The organism is Mesorhizobium sp. USDA 4413 (assembly GCF_056280365.1).
Genome location: NZ_JBVPRP010000001.1, coordinates 4,498,780 through 4,524,515, shown reverse-complemented (window position 1 = coordinate 4,524,515; position 25,736 = coordinate 4,498,780). Strand labels below are relative to the sequence as shown.

Sequence of the window (25,736 nt, the reverse complement as noted above, 5' to 3'; positions counted from 1 at the left end):
ATCATGAGCAAGTCGAACACCATCCTGTATCTCGACGGCGTCTCGGTCTCCTTCGACGGCTTTCGCGCCATCAACAGTCTGTCGCTGGTGCTCGACAAGGGCGAGATGCGGGCGATCATCGGACCCAACGGCGCCGGCAAGACGACGATGATGGACATCGTCACCGGCAAGACGCGGCCGGACGAGGGCGAGGTCTTCTTCGATGGCCAGGTGGACCTCACGCGCCACGACGAGGCCGAGATCGCCATGATGGGCATCGGCCGCAAATTCCAGAAACCGACCGTCTTCGAGAGCCACAGCGTCGAGGACAATCTGATGCTGGCGCTGAAGGGGCCGCGTTCGATCTTGCCGGCGCTGTTCCATCGCCGCTCCGCCGCCGAGACGCGGCGCATCGACGATATCCTCGGCATCATCCGTCTCGGCGACAAGCGCGGCGAGCTCGCCGCCAATCTCAGCCACGGCCAGAAGCAATGGCTGGAGATCGGCATGCTGCTAGCGCAGGACCCGAAGCTCTTGCTGGTCGACGAGCCGGTCGCCGGCATGACCGACGCCGAGACCGAGGAGACCGCGCGGCTGCTCAAGGACATCGCCCGCGACCATTCGGTCGTCGTCGTCGAGCACGACATGCATTTCGTGCGCGAGCTCGGCGTCAAGGTCACCTGCCTGCACGAGGGCTCGGTGCTGTCGGAAGGCACGCTCGATTTCGTCTCGGCCGACGAGCGCGTCGTTGAAGTCTATCTGGGGCGCTAAGCATGGTCTGGCGGGTTCCGTTCCACCGTTTCGATTTCGCTTTCCTGCGGCGCTGGAGAAAGGGCTGACCCATGCTCGAAGTTTCCAACGCCACGCTGCATTACGGCGCCGCCCAGGCCTTGCGCGGCGTTTCGCTGAAGGCCGGCGCCGGCAAGATCACCTGCGTGCTCGGCCGCAACGGCGTCGGCAAGACCAGTTTGATGAGATCGATCGTCGGCCATCACCGGCTGACGAGCGGAAGCGTTGCCTTCGAGGGGAAGGCGCTCGACCGGAGCGCGGCGTATGATCGCGCCCGGTCGGGCATCGCATTCGTGCCGCAGGGCAGGGAGGTCTTTCCCCTGCTCACGGTGCGCGAGAACCTGGAAGCCGGCTTTGCGCCGCTCAGGCGAGCCGACCGCAATATTCCGGGCCATGTCTTCGAGCTGTTCCCGGTGCTGAAGCAGATGCTCAGCCGCCGCGGCGGAGACCTTTCCGGCGGCCAGCAGCAGCAGCTTGCCATCGGGCGCGCGCTGGTGATGCGGCCCAAGCTTCTGGTGCTCGACGAGCCCACCGAAGGCATCCAGCCCTCGATCATCAAGGATGTCGGACGCGCCATCCGGTATCTCCGCGATCAGGCGGGCATCGCCGTGCTGCTGGTCGAGCAGTATCTCGATTTCTGCCGGGAACTTGCCGACGAGGTCAACATCATGGATCGCGGCCAGATCGTGCATACCGGCCCCGCCGAAGACCTCGACCGGGCGGATGTGCGCAAGTTCCTGACGGTGTGATCGAGGTGAGGCCTGGCGGCCCCCTGGTTGGCAATGGCAAAATTTCGGAGCTTAGCCGAAGCGTCGCTCGCGTCGTTTGGGTCTGCGCGCGTCACTACGCCCAAGGATGATGGAGTTGTTGAGCGCTCTGGTGCGTCGAATACCGCATGTTAGTCTTTCCTTGGCCTTGGTGAGTCGGCCGCTTTCCGTATCAGTCGCGAAATTTAGGGGAAGGCGTGCGCACACCGCCCGCAAGTTCCACGCAAGCAAGCCTGCCTAGCTTTCCCTGGAGTGATTGTCGGTCAACGCGTCCAAAAAGATTCGTGCCAGGGGACGGCGATGGAACGTTTTGTCGAGGACTATCAGAAGCGGCGGCTCACCGATCGCGCCGATATCATGACGGCGATCAACATCCTGATGTCGCAAGGCTTCGAAGAGGATGATCTGCTGGGCGAAATGACCAAGGTCTTCTACGTCGATCTCGACGCATTCAACGAGGTGATCGCCCACCACTGAGGGCGATGGCCAGTCCAAGCTTTGAAGCGCGTCGCGATCTTTCAGATTCGCTCCCTGCGCTTTAGGCTTTTGATTTTGCACATGTCTTACCCCGAAACCGGTTCCCACTTTCGGGAGACATGCTTCAACCGGCTCGACGGAAGTCGAGCACGCGGTTGCGGCCGCCGCGCTTGGCGGCATAGAGCGCCTTATCGGCGGCGCTGAGCACTTTGTCGAAGCTCATGCCATCGCTGCTGCCGAAGGCGAAGCCGGCGCTCACCGTACAGCGCAGCGGCCCGGTTTCTGTTTCAACAATGCGCGCGGCAAACGCGGCCCTGACACGTTCGGCCGTCGCCTCGGCCGTCTCGGGCAAGGTGCGCCTCAGCACCATGGCGAATTCCTCGCCGCCCATGCGGGCGACGGAGTCGTTCGGACGCAGTTCGGCGGAGAGCACCTGGGCAAAAACCTTCAGCACCTCGTCGCCGGCCGCATGGCCGTACTGGTCGTTGATGGCCTTGAAGCCATCGAGGTCGAACACCACCACCGCCGTGAAAGCGCTGACCGGTGTCTTGCCGTGCAGGTCGAACAAAGCGCGGCGGTTGAGCAGGCCGGTCAGCGGGTCGGTCTCAGCCTCACGCTTGTGGTGGCGCGCGAGCCGCCCCTGGTTGAGCGCCAGCGACAGCGCGCCGATGCCAGTCATCGAGGCGATGACGATGACCAGGCTCAGATCCTCCGCCCAGTTGCTCGGCGCGTGGCCGAGGACGAGCTTGCCGTCCCAAGCCAGCGCGGCCGCGCACAGCACGAAGGAAACAGCGGTCAACGAATAGAGCAGCGCCACGCCCACGAGTTGCGCCGGTGCCTCCTCGCGACCCTTCCAATATTCATACGCGGTGCCGAATAGGAGCAGCGCGGCGAGGAAATTCTCAAGCATGAAGCCCAGGCCGTCATAGCCAAGCGCCATCGGCGGCAACGCCAGCGCAAAGGAGATGGCAGTGCCAAGCGCGATATGGGACAGCGGCGAGCGGCCGGTCCGGAACTGGTGCGCCGCGCCCAGCATCACCGAGAAGCCGAACAGCAGCAGCGCCAGCGTCAGGATGCCGAGGGCTGTTCCGGGCGTATCAATATAGGCGTCATAAACAAAGACCTCCGCGACCACCACCAGCACGCTGGTCGCCCATGTCAGCAGGAATCTGTCGGAACGGGCGGTCAGCCAGGTTCCGAACAGCGTGAGGCTGAGGCAAGCAGCGGAGAAGCCGACGGCTAGAAGCAATGAGTTGTAATCGAGCAGCATGCACCGTCCTCGCCGGCGCCGGGCTCCTGAACCGGGCGTGGGCTATTAGTGCAGCAAGGAAGTATCGATTACGTTACGATAGCCGTGAAGATGCCGGAATTCCGCAGCGTCAGAGGACCGCCACCGACAGCAGCAGTATGATGCCGATCCCCATCATCACCAGACCCGGCCAATTCTGCGACAGGCCGAGAAAACCGAGTCCGCGCCGCCGCGGCTCCAGTGTCGGGCCTGGTGTTGCCAGGTTAGGCGGACGATCCGGCACCGTGGATGCTGGATCGCTCAGGCGTCCACGCCTCAGCGTGGCGACTGCCATGTACACGACGCCTGCGATGGTAAGCAACGCACCGAGGATAACGGTCACTTTCCTCGCTCCTTTCCGACGCTGCGGGATTTGGCAGCGTTTCGCGAGGTGGCTGCCGCGACTTTGCGTCCCTGCAGTTGACGGCTGAGGCAGAACGGTCAAGATAGCCGGCAGGTTCCGACAATCAAACCGCCGATTGGCGTAGCGTAGCGCGCCGGACAGAGCTCTGGCGTTTGAACGAAGGGCTGCGGAAAGATGCGCAGCTTTAGGACGTCACCCGCTTCATAAGCGCCATGGCGCCGAACGGCGCGCGCACCTTGCCTTCGGTGATGAAGTAGACGAACACGTCGCGCGGTTTGACCGGCGCATCGGTCCTGGGATCGGCGCGCGGCAGGTCGGCCGGCTGCTTGCCCTCCGCCCAGGTCTTCACTCGCGCTGCCCATTCGTCGAGGCCTTTCGGGGTGTAGCAGTCGGGGTTGTCGTCGCTGCCGGTCTGCAGCCGCGCATAGACGAAGTCGCCGGTGACGTCGGCTATCGCCGGATATTTGGCATGGTCGGCATAGACGATCGCGGCCTTGTATTTGCGCGCAAGAGCCGGAAACTCCGGCACGATGAAGCTGTCGTGGCGCACCTCCAGCGCGTGGCGCAGGGGCACGCCGTCCTGCTTCTCGGGCAGAAGTTTGAGAAAAGCTTCGAAATCGTCGGCGTCGAATTTCTTGGCCGGCGCGAATTGCCACAGGATCGGGCCGAGCTTCTCGCCGAGCGCGGCCACGCCGGAGCCGAGAAAGCGCATCATCGATTCACCTGCTTCGCCGAGCACGCGGCGGTTGGTGACGAAGCGGTTGCCCTTGAGCGAGAAGACGAAGCCCTCCGGCGCGTCATTGGCCCACTTGGCGAAAGTCGGTTCCTTGAAGCTGGAATAATAGGTGCCGTTGACCTCGATCGTCGGCACCTGCCGGCTGGCATAGTGGAGCTGCTTGGCCTTGGCGAGCTTCTCCGGATAGAAGGAGGTGTCCCAGGGCTCGAAGGTCCAGCCGCCCATGCCGGAGCGGATTTTTCCTTGGGCAGTCATCGTCTTCCTCCTCCGTTCGAACTGCGATCAGGCTGCTCGGTCGACAGGCTTCACCATGTCGACCAATGTCCATCCTGGCCGGTACGGGTTGGCGCGGCGGCCCGTTTCGCGATAGCCGTAAGCGGAATAGAGCGCGATGTTCCGCTCCATGCGCGAATTGGTATAGAGCCGCACCTCCGGCAAGCCCCAGGAGCGCGTCTGCTCGTCGGCGAAGTCGAGCAATCTGATCCCGAGCTTCCTGCCCTGGAAAGCCGGCGCGACGGCGATACTGAAGATCATGGCGTGATCGGGATGACGCTCGAGCACGATCAATCCGGCAAGCTTTGAGCCTTCTTCCAGCAGCCAGACTTCGCCACGCTCGATGCGCGGCGCATAGTCTTCCGTCACCGGGATTGGCGGGGCGCCGAACAGAGAGGTGTAGGGAGCATAGGCGGCCGTGGTCAGCGCGACAACGGCCGGGAGATCACCGGAAAGCGCTCTTCTAATTGTCATTCAAACGCCCTCCAGACACCGACGAAATGCGCGCTCACTCGGCCGCTTCGCGTTTGCCTCCGGGGCGCCGTTCCAGGAGCTCCTTCAGGAACTGGCCTGTGTAGCTGCGCTTCTCGCGCACGATGGCTTCCGGCGTGCCCGATGCGACCAGCTCGCCACCGCCGTCGCCGCCTTCGGGGCCGAGATCGAGCACCCAGTCGGCGGTCTTGATCACCTCCAGATTGTGCTCGATCACCACCACCGTGTTGCCCTGATCGACCAGTTCGTGCAGCACTTCGAGCAGCTTGGCGACATCGTGGAAGTGCAGGCCGGTCGTCGGCTCGTCGAGGATGTAGAGCGTCTTGCCGGTCGCCTTGCGCGACAGTTCCTTGGCGAGCTTGATGCGCTGCGCCTCGCCGCCCGACAAAGTCGTCGCCTGCTGACCGATATGGATATAGCCGAGGCCGACCTGCTTCAGCGTCTCCAGCTTGTCGCGGACGCCAGGCACCGCCGAGAAGAACTCGACGCCTTCCTCAACCGTCATGTCGAGCACGTCGGCGATCGACTTGCCCTTGAACAGCACGTCCAGCGTCTCGCGGTTATAGCGCTTGCCGTGGCAGACGTCGCAGGTGACGTAGACGTCGGGCAGGAAGTGCATCTCGATCTTGATCACGCCGTCGCCCTGGCAGGCCTCGCAGCGGCCGCCCTTGACATTGAAGGAGAAGCGACCCGGCTGGTAGCCACGCGCCTTGGCTTCGGGCAGCCCAGCGAACCAGTCGCGGATCGGCGTGAAGGCACCGGTATAGGTCGCCGGGTTGGAGCGCGGGGTGCGGCCGATCGGCGATTGGTCGATGTCGATGACCTTGTCCAGGAACTCCAGCCCCTCGATACGGTCATGCTCGGCCGGATGCTCGCGCGAGCCCATGATGCGGCGCGAGGCCGCCTTGAACAACGTCTCGATCAGGAAGGTCGACTTGCCGCCGCCGGAGACCCCGGTGACGCAGGTGAATGTGCCGAGCGGAATCTCCGCCGTGACGTTCTTCAGATTGTTGCCGCGCGCCCCGACGACTTTTATTCGCCGGTTCTTCTTCGCCTCGCGGCGCACGGCCGGCGTTGCCACTTCGAGTTCGCCCGACAGATATTTGCCGGTGATCGAAGCGGGCGTGGCCATGATCTGCTGCGGCGTGCCCTGCGCGATGATCTGGCCGCCATGGATGCCGGCGGCCGGGCCGATGTCGACGACATAGTCGGCATGCAGGATGGCGTCCTCGTCATGCTCGACGACGATCACCGTGTTGCCGATGTCGCGCAGGTGCTTGAGCGTATCGAGCAGGCGCGCATTGTCGCGCTGGTGCAGGCCGATCGACGGCTCGTCCAGCACATAGAGCACGCCGGTGAGGCCTGAGCCGATCTGCGATGCGAGCCGGATGCGCTGGCTTTCGCCGCCCGACAGCGTGCCGGAGTTGCGCGACAGCGTCAGATAGTCGAGGCCGACATCGTTGAGGAAGCGCAGCCGCTCGCGGATTTCCTTGAGCACGCGCACCGCGATCTCGTTCTGCTTCTCGTTGAGCTGTGAAGGCAGATCGGTGAACCACTGGTCGGCCTTGCGGATCGACAATTCCGTGACCTCGCCGATATGCTTGCCGGCGATCTTCACGGCCAGCGCTTCCGGCTTCAGGCGGTAGCCGTTGCAGGCGGGGCAGGGGGTGGCCGACATGAAGCGTTCGATCTCCTCGCGCATCCAGGCCGATTCCGTTTCCTTCCAGCGCCGGTCGAGATTGGGGATGACGCCCTCGAAGGTCTTGGTCGTCTTGTAGGAACGCAAGCCGTCGTCATATTGGAAGGTGATCTCGCGCTCGCCGGTGCCATGCAGCACGGCTTCTTTCGCCTCCGCGCTCAGATCCTTGAACTTGTCGCCGAGCTTGAAGCCATAGGCCTTGCCGAGCGCCTCGAGCGTCTGCGCGTAATAGGGCGAGGTCGACTTCGCCCACGGGCTGATGGCGCCGTCGCGCAGCGAGACGTTCTCGTCCGGCACCACGAGGTTGGGATCGATGGCACGCTGGCTGCCGAGGCCGTCGCAGGTCGGACAGGCGCCGAACGGGTTGTTGAAGGAGAACAGCCGGGGCTCGATCTCGGGAATGGTGAAGCCGGACACCGGGCAGGCGAATTTCTCCGAGAACAGGATGCGCTCATGCGTCTCGTTCTTCGACTTGTTGACCGAGTCTTCGCCGGTCAGGCTGGCGTCGAGCGGCCGGTCGGCGAACTCGGCGACCGCAAGACCTTCCGCGAGCTTCAGCGCGGTCTCCATCGAGTCCGCGAGCCGGGTCGCCAGATCGCCGCGCACGACGATGCGGTCGACCACGACGTCGATGTCGTGCTTGTACTTCTTGTCCAGCGCCGGGACGTCGGCGATCTCGTAGAAGACGCCGTCGACCTTGACGCGCTGGAACCCCTTCTTCTGCAGCTCCAGGAGTTCCTTGCGGTACTCACCCTTGCGGCCGCGCACGATCGGCGCGAGCAAGTAGAGACGTGTGCCTTCCTCCAGCGCCAGCACGCGGTCGACCATCTGGCTAACGGTCTGGCTCTCGATCGGCAGGCCTGTCGCCGGCGAATAGGGGGTGCCGACACGCGCGAAGAGCAGGCGCATATAGTCGTAGATCTCGGTGACGGTTCCGACCGTCGAGCGCGGGTTTCGCGAGGTGGTCTTCTGCTCGATGGAAATGGCGGGCGATAGGCCGTCGATCTGGTCGACGTCGGGCTTCTGCATCATCTCAAGGAACTGCCGGGCATACGCCGACAGGCTTTCGACATAGCGGCGCTGGCCCTCGGCATAGATGGTGTCGAAGGCAAGCGACGACTTGCCGGAGCCCGACAGCCCGGTCATCACGATCAGGCTGTCGCGCGGCAGGTCAAGATCGACGTTCTTGAGATTGTGCTCGCGCGCCCCGCGAATGGAAAGGTATTTTTGGTCGGCCATCGCCGGTCGCCGCCTCAGATCTGGAATTTGCTGGATTGGGCGGGTTCTTCCCGGCCATCCCATATGTAGGTTGTTTTGCCGCCGCGTCGAGAGACGCCACAATCTCGACGGAAGAAGCCGATCATGGGTTTAACCGTCTTTCGCGCGAGCGGGCAAGCGGAAAGAACAAAGGCCGAACACGCTCCTGACAAAGCGCCTGTGGAAACAATCGCGCTAATGGTTGTGAAACAGTCGCAAGAGCGTCGTGGAAGTCAGTACCGCCAATCCCGCCCCGTTGATCCACACCATCCAGCTTACCTTCACGTAATCTCCTGGCGATCACATTTTTCGGTAACCGGCCGTCGACGGTTGACGTCGCGGACCTGCGGGAGCAGTCTCAAAACCGTCAGCGAAGCCGGCCGTCTTTCGATGGCCTCGCCGCCCAATTGGCGGCTGCGAGACGCCGCAGGTGATAGCGATTAGCGCTTCGAACGACATTGTCGCAACGGACCCAGGAGCGGAGCATGACGCCACCGGACAGTCCCTTGAGGCTCCACACGGAGATGGAGCCGCGGCAGGCATAAGTGCCAGGGCAGACTTGAAACGCCAGCCCGACAAACCGTGACTTGCCGATTCCCTACAATCAGAGACGATAGTCGGATCGTCGGCTGAGCGCCGCGTTGCATCCGAAACAGAACGCCGGCAGTCCACCCCCGGCTAAAGTTGGATTTAAGATCCATGAAGCCCCATCCGTCTGCACAGCAGGGATGGGGCTTGCATTTTGTGAGGCGCTCGCCTTGCGAACAAGCGACGCAAGGGTTTTCAGTGGTTCGGCAGCTTCATGCCGCCGGTTGCCATGTCGATCGTTATGCTGCCACCGATCCTGACATCGGTGTTGCCGATCTTGAACGAACCGTCGCCGCCGGCGGGCTGCGCGTCGTCCGGTTCCGGCTGCGGCGCCGGCTTGGCGATGCGGTAGTCGTCGCTGACGCCTGGCAATTTCTGCGTCGAGCTGTCGGCAAGCGCGGTGCCGGACACCAGCGCGGCGGCAAGCGCGGCGAGAACAGCGCATAATTGTCTGCGTTGGAGCGGATTGGTCATGCGCGGACTATAAGGACGCGGCTGGAGCGATGCCAGACGCGCGGCGATCAAATTGCCGCGCGTCTGCCTCGCGAAGTCAGGCCGCTTTCTTGCGCGTGTCGTAGACGTGGTCGACGAGGCCCCAGTCCTTGGCTTCCGCGGCGCTCATGAAATAATCGCGGTCGAGCGTGCGCTCGACTTCCTCGTAGGTTCGGCCGCAATGCTTGGCGTAAAGCTCGGTCATATGCTGCTTGGTGCGCACAATATCCTCGGCATGGCGCTGGATGTCGGAGGCCTGGCCCTGGAAGCCGCCGAGCGGCTGATGCAGCACGATCCTGGTGTTGGGCAAGGCGATGCGTCGCCCTGGCGTGCCGGCCATCAGCAGGAAGGAGCCCATCGAGGCGGCGAAGCCCATGCAGACCGTCGACACCGGGCAGGAGACGTATTGCATCGTGTCGTAGATCGCGAAGCCGCTGGTCACCATGCCGCCGGGCGAGTTGATGTAGAGCGAGATCTCCTTGTCGGGATTGTCCGATTCCAACGACAGAAGCTGCGCGCAGACCAGCGCCGACACGTTGTCGTTGATCTCGCCGTTAATGAAGACGATGCGCTCGCGCAGCAACCGCGAAAAGATGTCGAAGGAGCGCTCGCCGCGGCTCGATTGCTCGATGACCATCGGCACCAGATTGGCAATGCTCATGACGGATTCCTTTCGATCAGGCCGCGCGCAGCATCATGCAAGGCGCATTGGCGGCGGTTGGGGTCTTGCGCGCGTCAAGCGAAAGTCCGCATTCCGCGCCCGAGACGGCGACGAGCGGCTGCGCCACGGGCACGAAGCCGTCATGCACGATGCGAAGATGCGTGCCGCCCGAGGCGGTGCCGGCAAGCGTGAACGTGACGATGCTGTCAAAGGCGGGAAGCCGGTCCGCGTCCTTGGCGCCGGGCCGCTCGCGCCAGGAGTAGCGCAACAGCCTGCCGGGCTCGGCCTCGATCACCTCGCATTCGATCGGCGCATCCGGTCCGGCAAAGGCGAAGCGGCGGCCTGCTTCCGCCTTGATGTCGTTCGGCATCATCCAGGCGGCGAGCAGTTCCGGCTCGGTCAGCGCTCGCCAGACTTTTTCCGGCGGATCGGGAAGGTCGCATTCGAAGCTGAGCGGCGCTTCGTCGACCGTCGGGTTTTCGGTTGCCGTCATTGGTCCATTCCCTTCAGAACCGTCTTCAACTTTTCGATGCGTTCCGGCCAGAAGGCGCGGTAGCGTTCGATCCAGCCGAGCAACGGATCGAGCCCTTGCGGATCGGCGCGGTAGTAGGCGTTGCGGCCGGCGCGCCGCTCGACCACCAGGCCGGCGCCGCGCAGAACGGCGAGATGCTGGGAGACCGCCGGCTGCGACACGCTCATGCCGGCACGCAGCTCACTCACGCTCATCTCGCTGGCGGTCAGCCGCTCGTAGACGGCGCGACGGGTGGGGTCGGCGAGTGCCCGGAAAATCTCTGCTTCGATCATGGATGAAGCATAAGTCGATACTTATCGATTTGGCAAGCTTCTATTTGATCGCCATATCGGGATGCATGTTCAAACCCGGCCTTTGCTGACATTCCTTGACAGGACAGGCGGTCGAGATTAGAACGAAAAGAGAACAAAAACCTTGTGGGAAAAACCAGCCTTTGCGGGCATGGGCGACCCCGAGGCTGTAAGGTGAGCGACTTAAAATTTGTTTCGGATGAGCGCGGAGAAGTAAGATGGCGGGTAGCGTCAACAAGGTCATTCTGGTCGGCAATCTCGGGGCGGACCCTGAAATCCGCCGCCTGAATTCCGGCGATCCGGTCGTCAACATCCGCATCGCCACATCGGAAAGCTGGCGCGACAAGAACACCGGCGAGCGCAAGGACAAGACCGAGTGGCACAATGTCGTCATCTTCAACGACCAGCTTGCCAAGGTGGCCGAGCAGTATTTGAAGAAGGGCATGAAGGTCTATGTCGAGGGCCAGTTGCAGACCCGCAAATGGCAGGACCAGACCGGCAATGACCGCTACACGACCGAAATCGTGCTGCAGAAATTCCGTGGCGAATTGCAGATGCTCGACGCGCGCGGCGAGGGTGGCGGCGGCCAGGTCGGCAATTATTCCGGCGGCGGCAGCCGCGGTTCGGATTTCGGCCAGTCCGGCCCGAATGAAGGTTTCAGTCGCGGCGGCGGCGGTGGTTCGAAAGGCGGCGGCGGTGGCGGCCCGTCGCGCGAGCTGGATGACGAGATCCCGTTCTAGGCGCCTCGAAACGGCATTTGAGGGAAGGCGCGATGTCGCTCGGACCGCTTCTGTCGGCGCCGCCTCCATTCCATGGCATGCCTTCGCGGCCTTTGCCGCTTTCGCCATCGGCGGCGCCCAGCTGGCGCTGCCGAAGGGTACTGCGCGTCACCGCGTGCTGGGCTATGCTTGGGTGGCGCTTATGCTGGTCATCGCCATTTCGAGTTTCTGGATCCAGCAGATACGGCTCGTCGGTCCGTTCAGTCCGATCCATCTGTTGTCTATCCTGGTGCTGGTTACGGTGCCGCTGGCGGCATGGTATGCGCACACCCATAAGGTGGCAGCGCATCGCGGCACCATGATCAAGCTCTATCTGTTCGCGCTGGTCGGCGCCGGCATCTCCACGCTGCTCCCCGGCCGGGTCATGCATGCCGTCGTGTTCGGCCAGTAGGGCGTGTTGATATTCAGGTGAGGCCGGCCTGCAAATGCCGGTTTCCTGCGCTTCCGGTGCTCACGTACTTCAAGTACGCTCCGCTCCGGTTCTCGGAACCCGCCATTTTCGGCGCGGCCTGACCTGAATCTCAACACGCCTTGGCGCGGACGGGAATTTCGCAAGGAAGATCAAACGTGAAAGCACGCGTCAAATGGGTTGAGGAACGCACCTTTGTCGGCGAGTCCGGCACCGGCCACAAGGTCGTGCTGGGCACGGCGCATGGGCCGGATGGCAAGACGCCTGGACCGAGCCCGATGGAACTGGTGCTGATCGGCACTGGCGGCTGCTCGGCCTATGACGTCGTCCACATCCTCGAGAAGGGCCGCGAGGCGGTCGAGGATTGCGTGGTCGAGCTCGACGCCGACCGGGCCGAGACCGACCCGAAAGTGTTCACCCGCATCCACATGCATTTCATCGTCAAGGGCCGCGCGCTCTCGCGCGACAAGGTGAAACGGGCGATCGACCTGTCGATCGAGAAATACTGCTCGGCCAGCGCGATGATGGCGAAGACGGCGACTATCACGCGTGATTTCGAGGTGGTCGAAACGGTGGCGAAGTAGGCAGTAGGCAGTAGGCAGTAGGCAGTAGGCAGTAGGCAGTAGGCAGTAGGTGTGAGCCACTCGCAGCTGCGGATTATGCCGCCATCAGGGCCCTTACGCCGTCGGCCACGAACTGCACGGCGAGCGCGGCCAGGATCACGCCGAGCAGGCGCGTCAGGATCGAGCGGCCGGTCTGGCCGAGGATGCGGTCGATGCGTTCCGACAGCACGAACACCAGATAGGTGATGACGAGGCAGAGGAAGATGATGCCGACCAGCGCTGCCTGTGCGGCAAAGCCCTCAAAATGCCCCGATAAGAGCACCGTCGCCGAAATCGCGCCGGGGCCGGCGATCAGCGGAATCGCCAGCGGGAAAGCGGCGATGTTGTGGATCATGTCCTTGGTTATGGCGACGTCGCCGATCTTCTCCTTGCGGTCCTGACGGCGCTCGAACACCATTTCGAAGGCGATGAAGAACAAGAGGAAGCCGCCGGCAACGCGGAAGGCCGGCAGCGTGATGCCGAACACCGACAGGATCGAGGCGCCGGCAATTGCAAACAGCGCCATCACCAGGAAGCCGATTACCGAAGCACGCACCGAGACCTGCTGACGCTCTTCGCGATTCATGCCGCGCGTCACCGCAAGGAAGAGCGGCGCCAGCCCCGGTGGGTCGATGGTCACCAGGATGGTGACGAAGGCGTTGAACAGGGTATCGAAGCTCGGCATCGCTGGCCCCCTCCCGCCGGGGCGACGCCCGAGCCCCGCAATTGGTAGAGCAAAGGCCGGGCGCTGGAAACAGGCGGGAGGGTAAATCAGCCGGCTATTCGGCATTGCTGCAATAGGCTTCCAGCCGGTAACCATCCGGATCGATGACGAAGGCGGCATAATAATTGTCGCCATAGCCCGCGCGCAGTCCGGGCTGGCCGTTGTCCTTGCCGCCCTCACGCAATACGGCCGCATGGAAGGCGTCGACGCTGGCGCGTGTCGGCGCCGAGAAGCAGATGTGCAGGCCGGAGTCCATGTCAGCCGGTACCGGCCGCCCGGCATCGTTTACCCAAAGCCGGACTGTCTCGGCACCGTAACCGAAGGACCCGGGCGACTGGCTGAGACAGAATAGCCGAGCGGCTTCAGCGCTGCGTCATAGAAGCGTTTCGAAGCGCTGGCGTCACGGACGCCGATCGAGACATGGTCGAGCATTGTTTCCTCCATGATTGCAATTGGTTGGTCGCTTAAGCTGGAGTCGAGCGCCGTGCCAAAAACTCGACCTCCATGCGCCAGGTCGCGCCCCCGTCATGCGAGCGCTCGCCGAGCCAGCGGAACGAGTTTTCGGTTATGCGTGAAAAGCTCCAGCGCACCGACGCGCCGGTGCCGTCGGCGCCGACCTGGACGATCGTGTCGCCCTCGGCGCGGCCGAGCTGCCGGCTGTAATACTGGTTGCGCGGGTCGCTCCAGAAAATGTGCCAGGCGTCGGCGCTGGCATCGTAGACCCGCAATGTCGTGCCGTAGAAGGTCCACGGCCCGAGCGACGGGGAGGGACCTGCGTCGCGGGCGGGCAGGATCCAGACGTCCTGCACGGCCCTGCCTTCCAGAACCCAGCCGAAATGCACCTCGCCGCGCCCTGTGAGCCTGGTGCCGTCCTCGAGAATGCGGGTGGCGTCGAATGCCCAGGCACCGATGAAGCGGCCGTAGAGCTTCAGCTTTTCGGCGAGGTCTGGTTTGGGCCCGTCACTGTGCAGGGCCTCAGCAAAGGGATCGGTCATTGTTGCTGCCTCGTTTGTCAGGAGAGGGCAAGCAATAGGGGCATGGCAGGGTTCGTCGCTTGGGAAAAATTGCTATCTTTCGGGCATGACGACAGCGCAGAAAACTCTGGGTTCAGGACATGGCTGGTCCGTGTCCGACGTGGTGTGCACCGCCGCTGCCGGCGACAAGCCGTTCGAGGAGGAGCATCGCGGCTTCTGCATCGCCGCGGTGACCAGGGGAACGTTCCGCTATCGCACGCGCCAGGGCACGGCAATGTTGGCGCCGGGCGCCATCCTGCTCGGCAATCCCGGCGCCTGCTACGAATGTGGGCATGAGCACGGTGCCGGCGACCGCTGCCTCTCGTTCCATTTCTCGCCGGCCTATATGGAAGGCGTCATGGCCGACTTGCCGGGCGTAAAACGGCTCGGCTTTGCCGATCCGCGCCTGCCGCCTTTGCCGGCGCTGGCGCCTTTGCTGGCCGGGGCGGAGGCAGCGCAGGAATCCGGCGACGACGAGGCATTCGAGGAACTCGGCCTGCGCATTGCAGGCGCGGTCATCGCGGCTGCCGCCGGTCTTTCCAGAGCGGCACGGGCTCCCAGCCGCCGCGACCAGAAACGGGTTGCCGAGGCCGTGCGCCTGATCGAGCTCAACGCCGAGCGACCGCTCTCGCTGACCGAGCTGGCCGACGGCACTGCGACCAGCCCGTATCATTTCCTGCGCACGTTCCGGCAGGTTGCCGGCATGACGCCCTATCAGTTCCTGCTGCGGACCAGACTGCACCGCGCCGCGGTGCGCCTGCGCAGCTCGGACGCGGCGATCTCGACGATCGCCTTCGACGCAGGCTTCAACGACCTGTCGACCTTCAACCGCCGCTTCCGGCGCGAGATGGGGGAGGCGCCTGGCGCATACCGAGCCAGGCGAGCCCACATGCGATAGCGCCGGACGCGCTTTGATTTGGACCGGCAATTTCGCCAACAACCGGCTGTCTCGAGTGCCCCGTTGTCATTGCTTGAAAACGTAAATCGCGCCTCCGCTGTCGTCGGATACGAGGACGGAGCCATCCGGCGCCTCCTTGACATCTACGGGGCGACCAACGCCTCTGGCGAATGTCGCTACCGAGACCGGCCGTCCGCCCCGGAAGCGCACGCGCACGACCTGGCGGCCGACGGGTACCGACCTGTTCCAACTTCCATGCTCGGCGACCAGAGCGTCGCCGCCGAGGCTGCGGAAGAAGTGGATTCCGAGCGTTGCGACATGCGCCTGGAAGTCGAAGACGGGCGAAATCTGCTGCGCGGGCGGTCGCGCGCCCTCGAATCCCTTGAGCCGGATTTGGCCGCCGAAATATGGAAAGCCGTAGAAGCCGCCGGGCCGGAGCTCGTTCAACTCGTCGGGCGGGATGTCGTCGCCCATACGGTCTGCGCCGTTGTCGGTGAAGAACATCGTGCCGCCTTGCCAGTCGAAGCCAACCGAATTACGCACGCCCCAGGCGACGCGCCGAAGATCGGACCCGTCCTGCTTCATGCTGACGATCGTGCCTTGCAGTCCCCGCGGCTGGCAAATGTTGCAAGGCAATCCCAACGAGACATAGAGCCTGGAATCGGGGCCGACGCCGATATAGCGATAACTATGAACCCCTGAATTCGCCAATCCCCGGCGAATGTCGCGCCTGCCGCTGAGAGCGCCTCCTGGCCCGATATCGAAGGCGGTTACGCTGTTCCTCCAGGCTACGAACAGACGACTGCCGGAGCATGCGACACCGCTCGCAGCCGAGAACCCGGAGGCGACCCGTCGGGCGCGTCCCCCGGACACAGGCAAGGCATAGACCGAGGAGCCTTTGGTGCCGACGAACAGCATGTCGCCGCAGACCGCCATTTCGCGCGCGGCTGGAACGCGGGCAAGAAGCGCAGCCCGCGCCGCGCCGAGATCCAAACCGGAGGCGACCGTCGCAACCGAAGCGAAAGCGAGGAATCGAATTCCAGCGGAAAGCAATCCGGTCTTGAGGGAAAGGACGTCCATTGCCGCCTCCACACGCAAGCAGGTCTGCCGGAGGGAATTGGAGCGGCTTATCCCCGTTTCAAGTCGAGCCAGCGATACAGCGGCGACAGGCAGGGCACGGAGCTTGCCAGGCCCGGCTGCCGTCAATCCGACGGCATCGATAAGGATGCAGTTGCGAAGAATTTCAACAAAGCGATGAAGGAAGCGTTGGCGCTCGCCAGGAGCAAGGACGCGGACTATCTGCCTTGCTGGTGCGGGCCGACGCGCCGGCCGCCAGATCGCCGTTGAGGTCCTTGACGCTCCAGCCGCTCAGCGCCCGCAGGGGCAGCCATGAGGCCAGGTTCACAGCACTTGCGGTTTTTGCCCGATCCATCGCCGACCTTGCCGCATGACGGCGAAAACGACAGTGGCCATATCGTCGCAATCAGCGGTATCCATTTGAAATTACCACCGAAATTGTCTCTGGAAAAGTCCGGCCGACATTGGAGTTTCGGCGAGGCTTCCTATATAAGCATGCAGTGATTCCCGACTGGATTGTGACCTGATTTGACCGACCAGAAGACACCGCGCGGGCCGGACGGCGGCCCCACCGGCATCGAGCCGATTTCGATCATCGAGGAGATGCAGCGCTCCTATCTCGATTACGCCATGAGCGTGATCGTCAGCCGCGCGCTGCCAGATGTGCGCGACGGCCTGAAGCCCGTGCATCGGCGCATCCTCTACGCCATGCAGGAAGGCGGTTACCACTGGAACCGCAAGCATGTGAAATCGTCCCGCATCGTCGGCGATGTGATGGGTAAATACCATCCGCACGGCGACGCCTCGATCTATGACGCCCTGGTTCGCATGGCGCAGGACTGGTCACTGCGCGTGCCGCTGATCGACGGTCAAGGCAATTTCGGCTCTATCGACGCCGACCCGCCTGCGGCCATGCGCTACACCGAGTCGCGGCTCACCAAGGTCGCGCACGAGCTCCTGGAGGATATCGACAAGGAAACGGTCGATTTTCAGGACAATTATGACGGCGCGGAACAAGAGCCCAAGGTGCTGCCTGCGCGTTTCCCGAACCTTCTGGTCAATGGTTCGGGCGGCATCGCCGTCGGCATGGCCACCAACATCCCGCCGCATAATCTGGCCGAAGTGTGCAACGGAGCGATGGCGATCATCGACAATCCGGCCATCGACCTGCCGGCGCTGATGGAGATCGTGCCCGGCCCGGATTTCCCGACCGGCGGCATCGTCCTTGGCCGGTCCGGTATATACAGCGCCTATTCCACCGGCCGCGGCTCGATCGTCATGCGCGGTCGCGTCGAGATCGAAAGGCGCGGAAACGATCGTGAATCCATCGTTGTCACCGAGATCCCCTATCAGGTGAACAAGGCGGCGATGATCGAGAAGATGGCCGAACTGGTGCGCGAAAAGCGTATCGACGGCATTTCCGACATCCGCGACGAGAGCGACCGTCAGGGCTATCGCGTCGTCATCGAACTGAAGCGCGAGGCTGTCGCCGACGTCATCCTCAACCAGCTTTACCGCTTCACGCCGCTGCAGACCTCGTTCGGCGCCAACATGGTGGCGCTCAACGGCGGCAAGCCGGAAGTGATGACGCTGATCGACATGCTCAAGGCCTTTGTCGGTTTCCGCGAGGAGGTGATCAGCCGCCGCACGAAATACCTGCTGCGCAAGGCGCGCGAGCGCGCCCATGTGCTTGTCGGCTTGGCGATTGCGGTCGCCAACATCGACGAGGTGATCAAGCTCATCCGCACAGCACCCGATCCGCAGACGGCGCGCGAGCAGTTGATGGAGCGGCGCTGGCCGGCGCATGACGTCGCGCCGCTGATCAAGCTGATCGACGATCCGCGCCACCGCATCAACGAGGACGGCACCTACAATCTCTCCGAGGAACAGGCGCGCGCCATCCTCGACCTGCGCCTGCAGCGCCTGACCGCGCTCGGCCGCGACGAGATCGCCGACGAGTTGAACAAGATCGGCGCTGAGATCGTTGATTTCCTTGATATCTTGTCGTCGCGCGCGCGCATCCAGCAGATCGTCAAGGACGAGCTGATCGCGGTCCGTGACGAATTCGGCACGCCGCGCCGCACCGAGCTCTCCGACGGCGGGGCGGATATGGAAGACGAGGACCTGATCCAGCGGGAGGACATGGTCGTCACCGTCAGCCATTCCGGCTACATCAAGCGCGTGCCGCTCTCGCTCTACCGGGCGCAGCGCCGCGGCGGCAAGGGCCGCTCCGGCATGTCGACCAAGGACGAGGATTTCGTCACCCGGCTGTTCGTGGCCAACACGCACACGCCCGTGCTGTTCTTCTCCTCGCGCGGCATCGTCTACAAGGAAAAGGTCTGGCGGTTGCCGATCGGCAACCCGCAATCGCGCGGCAAAGCGCTGATCAACATGCTGCCGCTCGAGCAGGGTGAGCGCATCACTACGATCATGCCGCTGCCGGAGGACGAGACCAGCTGGGGCGAGCTCGACGTGATGTTCGCCACCACGCGCGGCACCGTGCGCCGCAACAAGCTGTCCGACTTCGTCCAGGTCAACCGCAACGGCAAGATCGCCATGAAGCTGGAGGAAGAGGGCGACGAGATTCTCGGCGTCGAGACCTGCACAGACAATGACGACGTGCTTTTGACGGCGAATTCCGGCCAGTGCATCCGTTTCCCGGTCTCCGACGTGCGCGTCTTCCAGAGCCGCAATTCCGTCGGCGTGCGCGGCATAAGCATGGCCGATACCGACCGCATCATCTCGATGTCGATCATCGAGAATGTCGATGCGTCACCCGCCGAGCGCGCAGCCTATCTGAAGCGTGCCGCAGCGGAGCGCAGGCTTGCCGCCGGCGGAGCCGGCGAGGAAGAGGAGATTGCGCTCACCAATGAGGAGGTCGGCGAGGAAGCCGAGCTTTCCGACGAGCGCTATGAGTTCCTCAAGGCGCATGAAAGGTTTGTGCTGACGGTGACTGAATATGGCTACGGCAAGCGTTCGTCGTCCTACGACTTCCGCCTGACCGGTCGCGGCGGCAAGGGTATCCGCGCCACCGACGTGTCGAAGACGGCCGAGATCGGCCGCCTGGTCGCCACCTTCCCCGTCGGCAATGACGACCAGATCATGCTGGTTTCAGACGGCGGCACGGTCATCCGGGTACCGGTCAACGGCATACGCTTCGCCAGCCGGGCCACCAAGGGCGTGACGATCTTCAACACGGCTGAGGGCGAGAAGGTTGTGTCGGTGGAGCGGATTTCGGAGCCGCAGTCGGATGAAGAGGCCGAAGACGTGGCTTCGAGTGAGACTGGCGCCGACAATAGGAGCGAGAGCGAATAGGTCCGTCAAAGCCGGCCCTCTGGGCCGGTGCGGTGATAGTGGTGATTAGCGGCGACGGTAGACGTTGCGTTGAGCAAAACCATCGAGCCGCTTTGTGTTGGCCTTGACGCGCACCCGCGCTGCTTCCTGATGCAACCCGAATGCAGTCGCGATCAGCATCACGATGGTCATTGCAGTGGCAAGCATGTAGATCAGCATTTGCGTGTTCTCCTGGGCGTACAACGATGACATGGGAATTTGGTTTCATCGCTTGAAGCGGCAGCCTAGTGAACGCTGCGTGAAACGTTAGTGATTGCCGCATTCATCTGTCGTTCATCGGCGCGAAAAGGTTCACGGCCGGCCAATCGGTGGGATTTGCCATCGTTTGAGAAGCTCGCTAATGCGTTTCGTGGGAAACGGCGGACGGCTCTATCTTTTTGTTTTGCGCAGTTCCGGACGGAAAACCGCTCACACTTTTCCTGGAATTGCTCTAGAAGCCTGCCATGACCGAACGCATCGCTCTTTACGCCGGCTCCTTCGACCCGCTGACCAACGGCCATCTCGACGTGCTGAAAGCCTCGCTCGCGGTAGCCGACACCGTTTATGCGGCGATCGGCATCCATCCGGGTAAGAAGCCTTTGTTTTCCTTCGAGGAACGCGTGGAGCTGATCGAGGCCGCGACCAAAGCCGAGTTCGGCCGGGACGGCGGCCGCATCAAGGTCGTTTCCTTCGACGGGCTAGTCATCGACGCGGCCCGCAAACACGGCGCCTCGATCATGATCCGCGGCCTGCGCGACGGCACCGACCTCGACTACGAAATGCAGATGGCCGGCATGAACGAGACGATGGCGCCGGAATTACAGACGGTTTTTCTCCCCGCCAGCCCCTCGGTGCGCACCATTACCGCCACACTCGTGCGCCAGATTGCCTCGATGGGTGGCGATATCCGCCCATTCGTGCCAGTGGCCGTCGCCGGCGCGCTCAACGCCAAGTTCACCAGATAGGCTTTCCCGGAGATTCCCATGCAGCTGAAGAAGCTCGCTTCGTTCCTTGTCGTGCTTGCCGGCCTTTTCGCGGCATTCCTTTTCTCGGCATCCGGGCCGGCCGTCGCCGCCGACAAGGAAAACACCATGATCATCACGCTCAAGGATGGCGACGTGACCATCGCGTTGCGCCCCGACCTGGCGCCTAAGCATGTCGCGCAGATCAAGAAGCTGGTGCGCGACGGCGCCTATGACAATGTCGCCTTCCACCGCGTCATCGACGGCTTCATGGCGCAGACCGGCGACGTCAAGTTCGGCAACATGAAGAAGGGCTTCAACCCGCAAGCCGTCGGCACCGGCGGTTCCGATCTTCCCGACCTGCCGGCCGAGTTCTCGCAGACCGAGCAGTTCACGCGCGGCGTAGTCGGCATGGCCCGCTCGCAAGACCTGAATTCGGCCAACTCGCAATTCTTTATCATGTTCGCGCCGGCGCCGAACCTCGACGGCCAGTACACCATCGTCGGCAAGGTGGTCGGCGGCATGGACCTCGTCGACAAGATCAAGAAGGGCGACGAAGCCGACAACGGCACGGTCACCGATCCCGACCGCATGATCAAGGTTCGCATCGCCGCCGACGGCAAATAACTCCCTCGATTTTCAAAAAGGATTTCTGACATGGCTGAGATCAAGGACCGCGAGAACGCACTCATCATGGAAACGACCAAGGGTCCGGTCGTCATCGAGATGTACCCCGAGCTGGCACCCGGGCACGTCGCCCGCATCAAGGAACTGGCGCGTGAGGGTGCCTATGACGGCGTGGTGTTCCACCGCGTCATCGACGGCTTCATGGCGCAGACCGGCGACGTCAAGTTCGGCAATTCCTCGAAGCCCACCTATGCGCCCTCGCGCGCCGGCATGGGCGGCTCCGACAAGCCGGACCTCAAGGCCGAGTTCTCCAACGCCAATCACGGCCGCGGCACCTGCTCGATGGCTCGGGCCCAGAACCCGAACTCGGCCAATTCGCAATTCTTCATCTGCTTCGACGACGCCGCCTTCCTCAACCGCCAGTACACGGTGTGGGGCCAGGTCATCGAAGGCATGGAAAATGTCGACAAGATCAAGCGCGGCGAGCCGGTGCAGGATCCCGACAAGATCGTGTCGCTGAAGGTCGCGGCCGACGTCAAGTAAGGCACAAGAACGACGATGGGCGCAGTCTGGTCCCTGCTTGGCATCCTGTCCGGCGCCTTCATCGCCGTCCAGGCGCCGATCAATTCCCAATTGGCGCGCGGCCTCGGTCTTCCGGTGGCCGCCGCCGCGTTCTCCTTCCTGTCCGGCGCCATCGTGCTCGGCGTCATCTCGGTCTCGGTAGTAAAGCTGCAGGGCATCTCGCTGGACTGGAAAGCGCCGGCGCCCTGGCTGTTCATCGCCGGCGGCATGCTCGGCGGCTTCTATGTGACGCTGTCGACGATCCTCACGCCGCGCATCGGCGCTGCCGCGCTCATGGCCTTCCTGGTCGCCGGCCAGCTGACCGCCGGCATGCTGATCGACCGCGCCGGTTTCCTTGGCGTGGCGGTGCGCGAAATCTCGCTTGGCCGCGTTGCCGGCGCCGTGCTCTTGCTTGCCGGGGCGTTGCTCATCCGGCTCTTCTGATGCGCGTCGACCTGTTCGACTTCGACCTGCCGGAGGAGCGCATCGCGCTTCGCCCGGCGGAGCCGCGCGATAGCGCCAGGCTGCTAGTCGTCACACCGGGAGAAGCATTGCAGGACCGCATCGTTTCCGATCTGCCGTCGCTGCTTCGCGAAGGCGACGTGCTGGTGTTCAACGACACCAAGGTTATTCCGGCGCAGCTCAAAGGCATGCGCAAGCGCGGCGATGCGGTGGCGCAGGTCGAGGCGACGCTGCATATGCGCGTGGCACCGGACCGCTGGCAGGCCTTCATGCGGCCGGGCAAACGCATCGCCGCCGGCGACCGCATCCATTTCGGCCATGATCAGAATTCCTGCTTCCTCGGCCAACTCGACGCGACGGTGCTCGAAAAGGGAGAGGCGGGCGAGGCGCTGCTCGGCTTCGATCTTTCCGGGCCGTTCCTCGACGAGGCGCTGCACGCGGTCGGCCACATCCCGCTGCCGCCCTACATCGCCTCAAAGCGCGACGACGACGAGCGCGACCGCGCCGATTACCAGACGATCTATGCCAGGGAAGAGGGCGCAGTCGCTGCCCCCACCGCCGGGCTGCATTTCACGCCGGAGCTGTTTGCCGCGCTCGGCGCCAGGGGCATCGAGCGTCGCTTCGTCACGCTGCATGTCGGCGCCGGCACCTTCCTGCCGGTCAAGGCCGACGACACGGCCGATCACAAGATGCATGCCGAAACCGGCTCGGTGAGCCCGGAGACGGCGGCGGCGCTCAACGCGGCCAAGGCGCGGGGAGGGCGGATCATCTGTGTCGGCACGACGTCGCTGCGGCTGCTGGAGAGCGCGGCGCGTGCGGACGGCAGGATCGAGCCCTGGTCCGGACCGACCGACATCTTCATCACGCCCGGCTATCGGTTCCGCACAGCCGATATGCTGATGACCAATTTCCATCTGCCGCGCTCGACGCTGTTCATGCTGGTCTCGGCCTTCAGCGGACTGGAGACGATGCGCTCGGCCTATGCGCATGCCGTCGAGAACCGCTACAGGTTCTATTCCTATGGCGATGCCAGCCTGCTTTACCGGGCGGAGACGAGCGATGGACGATGATCTCGAGAAAATGGACCGCGACATGCTGATGGCGGAGGTGAAAAAGCTGCGCGCCGGCATCCGCGCGCATCGCGACGCGACCGGGCATGATCTGTGCTGGCATCATCCCGACCTCTGGGACCTTTTGCCGGAAAAGACCGAGCCGTCGATCGCCGTGCCACCCTGGCCGAAATTCATGCGGGGCTGCATCCGCTACCGGCAGTCGCTCGCCGAGCAGGCGCCGGGCGCTCCGGTGCATGACAAGGAATTCAATGGCTGAGACTTTTTCCTTCAAGGTGCTTGCCACTGACGGCAAGGCCAGGCGCGGCGTTGTCTCGATGCCGCGCGGCGAGATCCGCACGCCTGCCTTCATGCCGGTCGGCACCGGCGGCACCGTCAAGGCCATGTATATGGACCAGGTGCGCGGCGTCGGCGCCGACATCATCCTCGGCAACACCTATCATCTGATGCTGCGGCCGGGCGCCGAGCGCGTGGCGAGGCTCGGCGGCCTGCATGAGTTCGCGCGCTGGCCGCATCCGATCCTGACCGACAGCGGCGGCTTCCAGGTCATGTCGCTTTCGAAGCTCAGGAAGCTGACCGAACAGGGCGTCACCTTTCGCTCGCATATCGACGGCGCGCCTTACGAGATGTCGCCGGAGCGGTCGATCGAGATCCAGGGACTGCTCGATTCCGATATCCAGATGCAGCTCGACGAATGCACGGCACTTCCGGCAAAGCCAAAGGAGATCGAGCGCGCCATGGAATTGTCGCTGCGCTGGGCCGAGCGCTGCAAGACGGCATTCGGCGACCAGCCGGGCAAGGCGATGTTCGGGATCGTCCAGGGCGGCGACAGCGCGCCGATGCGCCTGCGTTCGGCGCAGGCGCTCAAGGCGATGGACCTCAAAGGGTACGCCGTCGGCGGGCTTGCGGTCGGCGAGCCCCAGGCGGTGATGCTGGAGATGCTCGACATTACCTGCCCGGAACTGCCGGCCGACAGACCGCGCTATCTGATGGGCGTCGGCACGCCGGACGATATATTGAAATCGGTGGCGCGCGGCATCGACATGTTCGACTGCGTGATGCCGACGCGCGCCGGCCGTCACGGTCTGGCTTACACACGCCGCGGCAAGGTCAATCTCAGGAACGCCCGTCATGCCGACGATCCGCGGCCGCTCGACGAGGAAAGCGACTGCCCGGCGGCGCGCGACTATTCGCGCGCCTATCTGCATCACCTGGTGCGCTCGCAGGAAGCGCTCGGCGCCATGCTGCTGACCTGGAACAACCTGTCCTATTATCAGAGACTGATGCAGGACATCCGGGCAGCCATCGAGGCGCAGGCTTTTGAAACGCGCGCCGCCGAGATCACCGAAGGCTGGGCGAGGGGCGATATTCCGGCGCGGTGATGCCGCCAATCGCTTCGCACTTTCCTGATTGTGCTTAGGTGCTGACCGAAGTCGCGGCGCGCAGGCTGCAGCCGGTGATCTTGAAACTGCCGTCCGCCTGCTGCTGCAGGGTGTAGACCGCCTCGTAGTCTTTGCCGTCGGGTCCTACGATCAACACCTGCTGGACGATCGAACCGGGCGCGGTCTCCTCGACCTTGCCGAAGGAATAGGATTGGGGTTTACGCACCGGCGCGTAGCCGTTCGTCACCATGTTCATGAAGGTGTCGACGGTCGGAAAGATCTGCTTCACGTTCGGTGCGGCGAAACTGTAGGTGGTGGCCCCGTCATTCGCGATGAAGGCCTTCAACTGGCTGTCGATGACGGTCTGCGCGGCCTGGATCTCGGCATCGCCAGCCAAGGCAAGCGAGGTCATCAACATCGGAACGAGAGCTAGTGCGAACAATGCGCGGCGCATGACCTGCCTCCCTGGAATTCACTTGGCGAACGAATCTAACATACGCGTCGCGGCATTGCGTGGTTTCACCGAGCTGCGAAGATTTCGCCATTTCAGCGTCGGGAGGCGAGATCAGATGCTCTTTGAGGTGCGCGGCGCGTGAAGCTTGAAAGCCGAGCGGCAGTCTGCCACAAGGGCCGCTTATTCGTTGGAACGGATCCGCTCTTGGAATCGTGGATCCGTTCCAACTTTTTGTTTTGACGCAATTCCGGACGGAAAGCCGCCAGGCACTTTTCCTGGAATTGCTCCGAGGCTGGCAGGACCGGGCAATGAAGGCATTTTTCGTGCAGATCAAGTGCGACCTGGGCAAGTCCTATGAGGTCGCCAGCGCGCTCGCCGATGCCGAGATCGCCTCCGAGATTTACTCGACCGCGGGCAATTACGACCTGCTTGCCAAATTCTATATCGATGACGAGGAAGACGTCGGCCACTTCGTCAACGAGCGGGTGCAGATTCTGCCTGGAATCAAGGACACCTTCACTATCGTGACCTTCCGGGCGTTCTGATCGGGTCTCGCTGTGCCCCGCCGGGAAGCAGGAACTGACCCGGCCTTGCCATCCGTGCCTTGATTTTAGGCAATTTGCATGGAGTGACCGTCACGGCTTCCTAAATCACCGATTGCGCTTGATTTTCTCCGGCGGGGCCAGTGAAATGGCCTCA

At 63.4% G+C, this 25,736-nt stretch carries 30 protein-coding genes and 1 pseudogene; 16 read left to right on the top strand and 15 right to left on the bottom strand.

What is annotated here, in order from left to right; all coding sequences use genetic code 11:
* Positions 1 to 3: 3 nt before the first annotated feature.
* From urtD to ACVMIM_RS22155, 3 genes are all read left to right on the top strand, one after another.
* On the top strand, positions 4 to 750 hold the full coding sequence (gene urtD / locus ACVMIM_RS22165) for an urea ABC transporter ATP-binding protein UrtD (RefSeq protein WP_476114566.1): 747 nt from the start codon (positions 4 to 6) through the stop codon (positions 748 to 750).
* A 71-nt stretch (positions 751 to 821) separates the two neighbouring features.
* Positions 822 to 1,517, top strand: coding sequence for an urea ABC transporter ATP-binding subunit UrtE (urtE, locus tag ACVMIM_RS22160; protein WP_476114565.1), 696 nt, complete (start codon positions 822 to 824; stop codon positions 1,515 to 1,517).
* A gap of 318 nt (positions 1,518 to 1,835) precedes the next feature.
* Positions 1,836 to 2,012: a hypothetical protein gene (locus ACVMIM_RS22155; protein WP_278048821.1), complete on the top strand. Its 177-nt coding sequence runs from the start codon at positions 1,836 to 1,838 to the stop codon at positions 2,010 to 2,012.
* A gap of 124 nt (positions 2,013 to 2,136) precedes the next feature.
* On the opposite strand, the gene ACVMIM_RS22150 is transcribed toward ACVMIM_RS22155, so the two are convergent.
* The 9 genes from ACVMIM_RS22150 to ACVMIM_RS22110 form a co-directional block, all read right to left on the bottom strand.
* Entirely contained in the window at positions 2,137 to 3,282 is a 1,146-nt protein-coding gene (locus ACVMIM_RS22150; RefSeq protein WP_476114563.1) for a GGDEF domain-containing protein, read from the bottom strand.
* 109 nt (positions 3,283 to 3,391) lie between these two features.
* Positions 3,392 to 3,643, bottom strand: a complete 252-nt coding sequence (locus ACVMIM_RS22145; protein WP_040995120.1) for a hypothetical protein — start codon at positions 3,641 to 3,643, stop codon at positions 3,392 to 3,394.
* Between the two features lie 205 nt (positions 3,644 to 3,848).
* The gene (locus ACVMIM_RS22140) at positions 3,849 to 4,655 is read right to left on the bottom strand and encodes a DUF72 domain-containing protein (protein WP_476114561.1); all 807 of its coding nucleotides are present in this window, start codon (positions 4,653 to 4,655) and stop codon (positions 3,849 to 3,851) included.
* 27 nt (positions 4,656 to 4,682) lie between these two features.
* Complete coding sequence (locus tag ACVMIM_RS22135) at positions 4,683 to 5,147, bottom strand: GNAT family N-acetyltransferase (protein ID WP_476114559.1); 465 nt, start codon at positions 5,145 to 5,147, stop codon at positions 4,683 to 4,685.
* A gap of 34 nt (positions 5,148 to 5,181) precedes the next feature.
* On the bottom strand, positions 5,182 to 8,103 hold the full coding sequence (uvrA, locus tag ACVMIM_RS22130; RefSeq protein WP_476114557.1) for an excinuclease ABC subunit UvrA: 2,922 nt from the start codon (positions 8,101 to 8,103) through the stop codon (positions 5,182 to 5,184).
* 801 nt (positions 8,104 to 8,904) lie between these two features.
* A complete protein-coding gene (locus ACVMIM_RS22125) occupies positions 8,905 to 9,183 on the bottom strand; it encodes a hypothetical protein (protein WP_476114556.1) in 279 nt (92 codons plus the stop codon).
* A gap of 76 nt (positions 9,184 to 9,259) precedes the next feature.
* Entirely contained in the window at positions 9,260 to 9,862 is a 603-nt protein-coding gene (locus tag ACVMIM_RS22120; RefSeq protein WP_040995107.1) for an ATP-dependent Clp protease proteolytic subunit, read from the bottom strand.
* 16 nt (positions 9,863 to 9,878) lie between these two features.
* A complete protein-coding gene (locus ACVMIM_RS22115; protein ID WP_476114554.1) occupies positions 9,879 to 10,355 on the bottom strand; it encodes an SRPBCC family protein in 477 nt (158 codons plus the stop codon).
* A complete protein-coding gene (locus tag ACVMIM_RS22110; RefSeq protein WP_042642786.1) occupies positions 10,352 to 10,666 on the bottom strand; it encodes an ArsR/SmtB family transcription factor in 315 nt (104 codons plus the stop codon). The genes ACVMIM_RS22115 and ACVMIM_RS22110 overlap by 4 nt, the downstream gene beginning before the upstream one ends.
* A 236-nt stretch (positions 10,667 to 10,902) precedes the next feature.
* Here ACVMIM_RS22110 and ACVMIM_RS22105 point away from each other — a divergent pair, with 236 nt between their 5' ends.
* From ACVMIM_RS22105 to ACVMIM_RS22095, 3 genes are all read left to right on the top strand, one after another.
* A complete protein-coding gene (locus ACVMIM_RS22105; RefSeq protein WP_476114552.1) occupies positions 10,903 to 11,424 on the top strand; it encodes a single-stranded DNA-binding protein in 522 nt (173 codons plus the stop codon).
* On the top strand, positions 11,405 to 11,854 hold the full coding sequence (locus tag ACVMIM_RS22100; protein WP_476114551.1) for a DUF2306 domain-containing protein: 450 nt from the start codon (positions 11,405 to 11,407) through the stop codon (positions 11,852 to 11,854). The genes ACVMIM_RS22105 and ACVMIM_RS22100 overlap by 20 nt, the downstream gene beginning before the upstream one ends.
* A 176-nt stretch (positions 11,855 to 12,030) precedes the next feature.
* Positions 12,031 to 12,456: an OsmC family protein gene (locus tag ACVMIM_RS22095; protein ID WP_476114549.1), complete on the top strand. Its 426-nt coding sequence runs from the start codon at positions 12,031 to 12,033 to the stop codon at positions 12,454 to 12,456.
* Between the two features lie 73 nt (positions 12,457 to 12,529).
* Here the strand turns inward: ACVMIM_RS22095 and ACVMIM_RS22090 are convergent, their stop codons facing one another.
* From ACVMIM_RS22090 to ACVMIM_RS22080, 3 genes and pseudogenes are all read right to left on the bottom strand, one after another.
* Positions 12,530 to 13,159 (bottom strand): MarC family protein, encoded by a 630-nt coding sequence (locus ACVMIM_RS22090; RefSeq protein WP_476114547.1) that lies wholly within the window; start codon positions 13,157 to 13,159, stop codon positions 12,530 to 12,532.
* A 94-nt stretch (positions 13,160 to 13,253) separates the two neighbouring features.
* Positions 13,254 to 13,630: pseudogene (locus ACVMIM_RS22085) on the bottom strand (VOC family protein).
* Between the two features lie 32 nt (positions 13,631 to 13,662).
* Positions 13,663 to 14,193, bottom strand: a complete 531-nt coding sequence (locus tag ACVMIM_RS22080) for a hypothetical protein (RefSeq protein WP_476114546.1) — start codon at positions 14,191 to 14,193, stop codon at positions 13,663 to 13,665.
* An 85-nt stretch (positions 14,194 to 14,278) separates the two neighbouring features.
* Here ACVMIM_RS22080 and ACVMIM_RS22075 point away from each other — a divergent pair, with 85 nt between their 5' ends.
* On the top strand, positions 14,279 to 15,109 hold the full coding sequence (locus ACVMIM_RS22075) for a helix-turn-helix transcriptional regulator (protein WP_476114544.1): 831 nt from the start codon (positions 14,279 to 14,281) through the stop codon (positions 15,107 to 15,109).
* A 66-nt stretch (positions 15,110 to 15,175) separates the two neighbouring features.
* Here the strand turns inward: ACVMIM_RS22075 and ACVMIM_RS22070 are convergent, their stop codons facing one another.
* A complete protein-coding gene (locus ACVMIM_RS22070; protein ID WP_476114543.1) occupies positions 15,176 to 16,189 on the bottom strand; it encodes a PQQ-dependent sugar dehydrogenase in 1,014 nt (337 codons plus the stop codon).
* Positions 16,190 to 16,714: 525 nt separating this feature from the next.
* On the opposite strand from ACVMIM_RS22070, the gene gyrA reads away from it, so the two are divergent.
* Positions 16,715 to 19,501, top strand: a complete 2,787-nt coding sequence (gene gyrA / locus ACVMIM_RS22065; RefSeq protein WP_476114541.1) for a DNA gyrase subunit A — start codon at positions 16,715 to 16,717, stop codon at positions 19,499 to 19,501.
* Between the two features lie 45 nt (positions 19,502 to 19,546).
* Here gyrA and ACVMIM_RS22060 read toward each other — a convergent pair whose 3' ends face one another.
* Positions 19,547 to 19,699: a hypothetical protein gene (locus tag ACVMIM_RS22060; protein WP_476114539.1), complete on the bottom strand. Its 153-nt coding sequence runs from the start codon at positions 19,697 to 19,699 to the stop codon at positions 19,547 to 19,549.
* A gap of 284 nt (positions 19,700 to 19,983) precedes the next feature.
* Here ACVMIM_RS22060 and coaD point away from each other — a divergent pair, with 284 nt between their 5' ends.
* From coaD to tgt, 7 genes are read left to right on the top strand one after another with little or no spacing between them, the layout of a single operon-like run.
* Entirely contained in the window at positions 19,984 to 20,484 is a 501-nt protein-coding gene (gene coaD, locus ACVMIM_RS22055) for a pantetheine-phosphate adenylyltransferase (RefSeq protein ID WP_040995083.1), read from the top strand.
* A gap of 18 nt (positions 20,485 to 20,502) precedes the next feature.
* Positions 20,503 to 21,108, top strand: coding sequence for a peptidylprolyl isomerase (locus tag ACVMIM_RS22050; protein WP_476114537.1), 606 nt, complete (start codon positions 20,503 to 20,505; stop codon positions 21,106 to 21,108).
* A gap of 30 nt (positions 21,109 to 21,138) precedes the next feature.
* Positions 21,139 to 21,651, top strand: a complete 513-nt coding sequence (locus ACVMIM_RS22045) for a peptidylprolyl isomerase (protein WP_040995079.1) — start codon at positions 21,139 to 21,141, stop codon at positions 21,649 to 21,651.
* 15 nt (positions 21,652 to 21,666) lie between these two features.
* Positions 21,667 to 22,113, top strand: coding sequence for a DMT family transporter (locus ACVMIM_RS22040; RefSeq protein WP_476114536.1), 447 nt, complete (start codon positions 21,667 to 21,669; stop codon positions 22,111 to 22,113).
* On the top strand, positions 22,113 to 23,201 hold the full coding sequence (queA, locus tag ACVMIM_RS22035) for a tRNA preQ1(34) S-adenosylmethionine ribosyltransferase-isomerase QueA (RefSeq protein ID WP_476114534.1): 1,089 nt from the start codon (positions 22,113 to 22,115) through the stop codon (positions 23,199 to 23,201). The genes ACVMIM_RS22040 and queA overlap by 1 nt, the downstream gene beginning before the upstream one ends.
* Positions 23,191 to 23,460: a hypothetical protein gene (locus tag ACVMIM_RS22030; RefSeq protein ID WP_476114532.1), complete on the top strand. Its 270-nt coding sequence runs from the start codon at positions 23,191 to 23,193 to the stop codon at positions 23,458 to 23,460. Before queA ends, ACVMIM_RS22030 begins: the two co-directional genes overlap by 11 nt.
* The gene (gene tgt / locus ACVMIM_RS22025; RefSeq protein WP_476114530.1) at positions 23,453 to 24,583 is read left to right on the top strand and encodes a tRNA guanosine(34) transglycosylase Tgt; all 1,131 of its coding nucleotides are present in this window, start codon (positions 23,453 to 23,455) and stop codon (positions 24,581 to 24,583) included. The genes ACVMIM_RS22030 and tgt overlap by 8 nt, the downstream gene beginning before the upstream one ends.
* Positions 24,584 to 24,617: 34 nt before the next feature.
* Here tgt and ACVMIM_RS22020 read toward each other — a convergent pair whose 3' ends face one another.
* On the bottom strand, positions 24,618 to 25,037 hold the full coding sequence (locus ACVMIM_RS22020) for a DUF4864 domain-containing protein (protein ID WP_476114528.1): 420 nt from the start codon (positions 25,035 to 25,037) through the stop codon (positions 24,618 to 24,620).
* 308 nt (positions 25,038 to 25,345) lie between these two features.
* On the opposite strand from ACVMIM_RS22020, the gene ACVMIM_RS22015 reads away from it, so the two are divergent.
* The gene (locus ACVMIM_RS22015) at positions 25,346 to 25,582 is read left to right on the top strand and encodes an Lrp/AsnC ligand binding domain-containing protein (RefSeq protein ID WP_040995065.1); all 237 of its coding nucleotides are present in this window, start codon (positions 25,346 to 25,348) and stop codon (positions 25,580 to 25,582) included.
* Positions 25,583 to 25,736 lie beyond the last annotated feature (154 nt).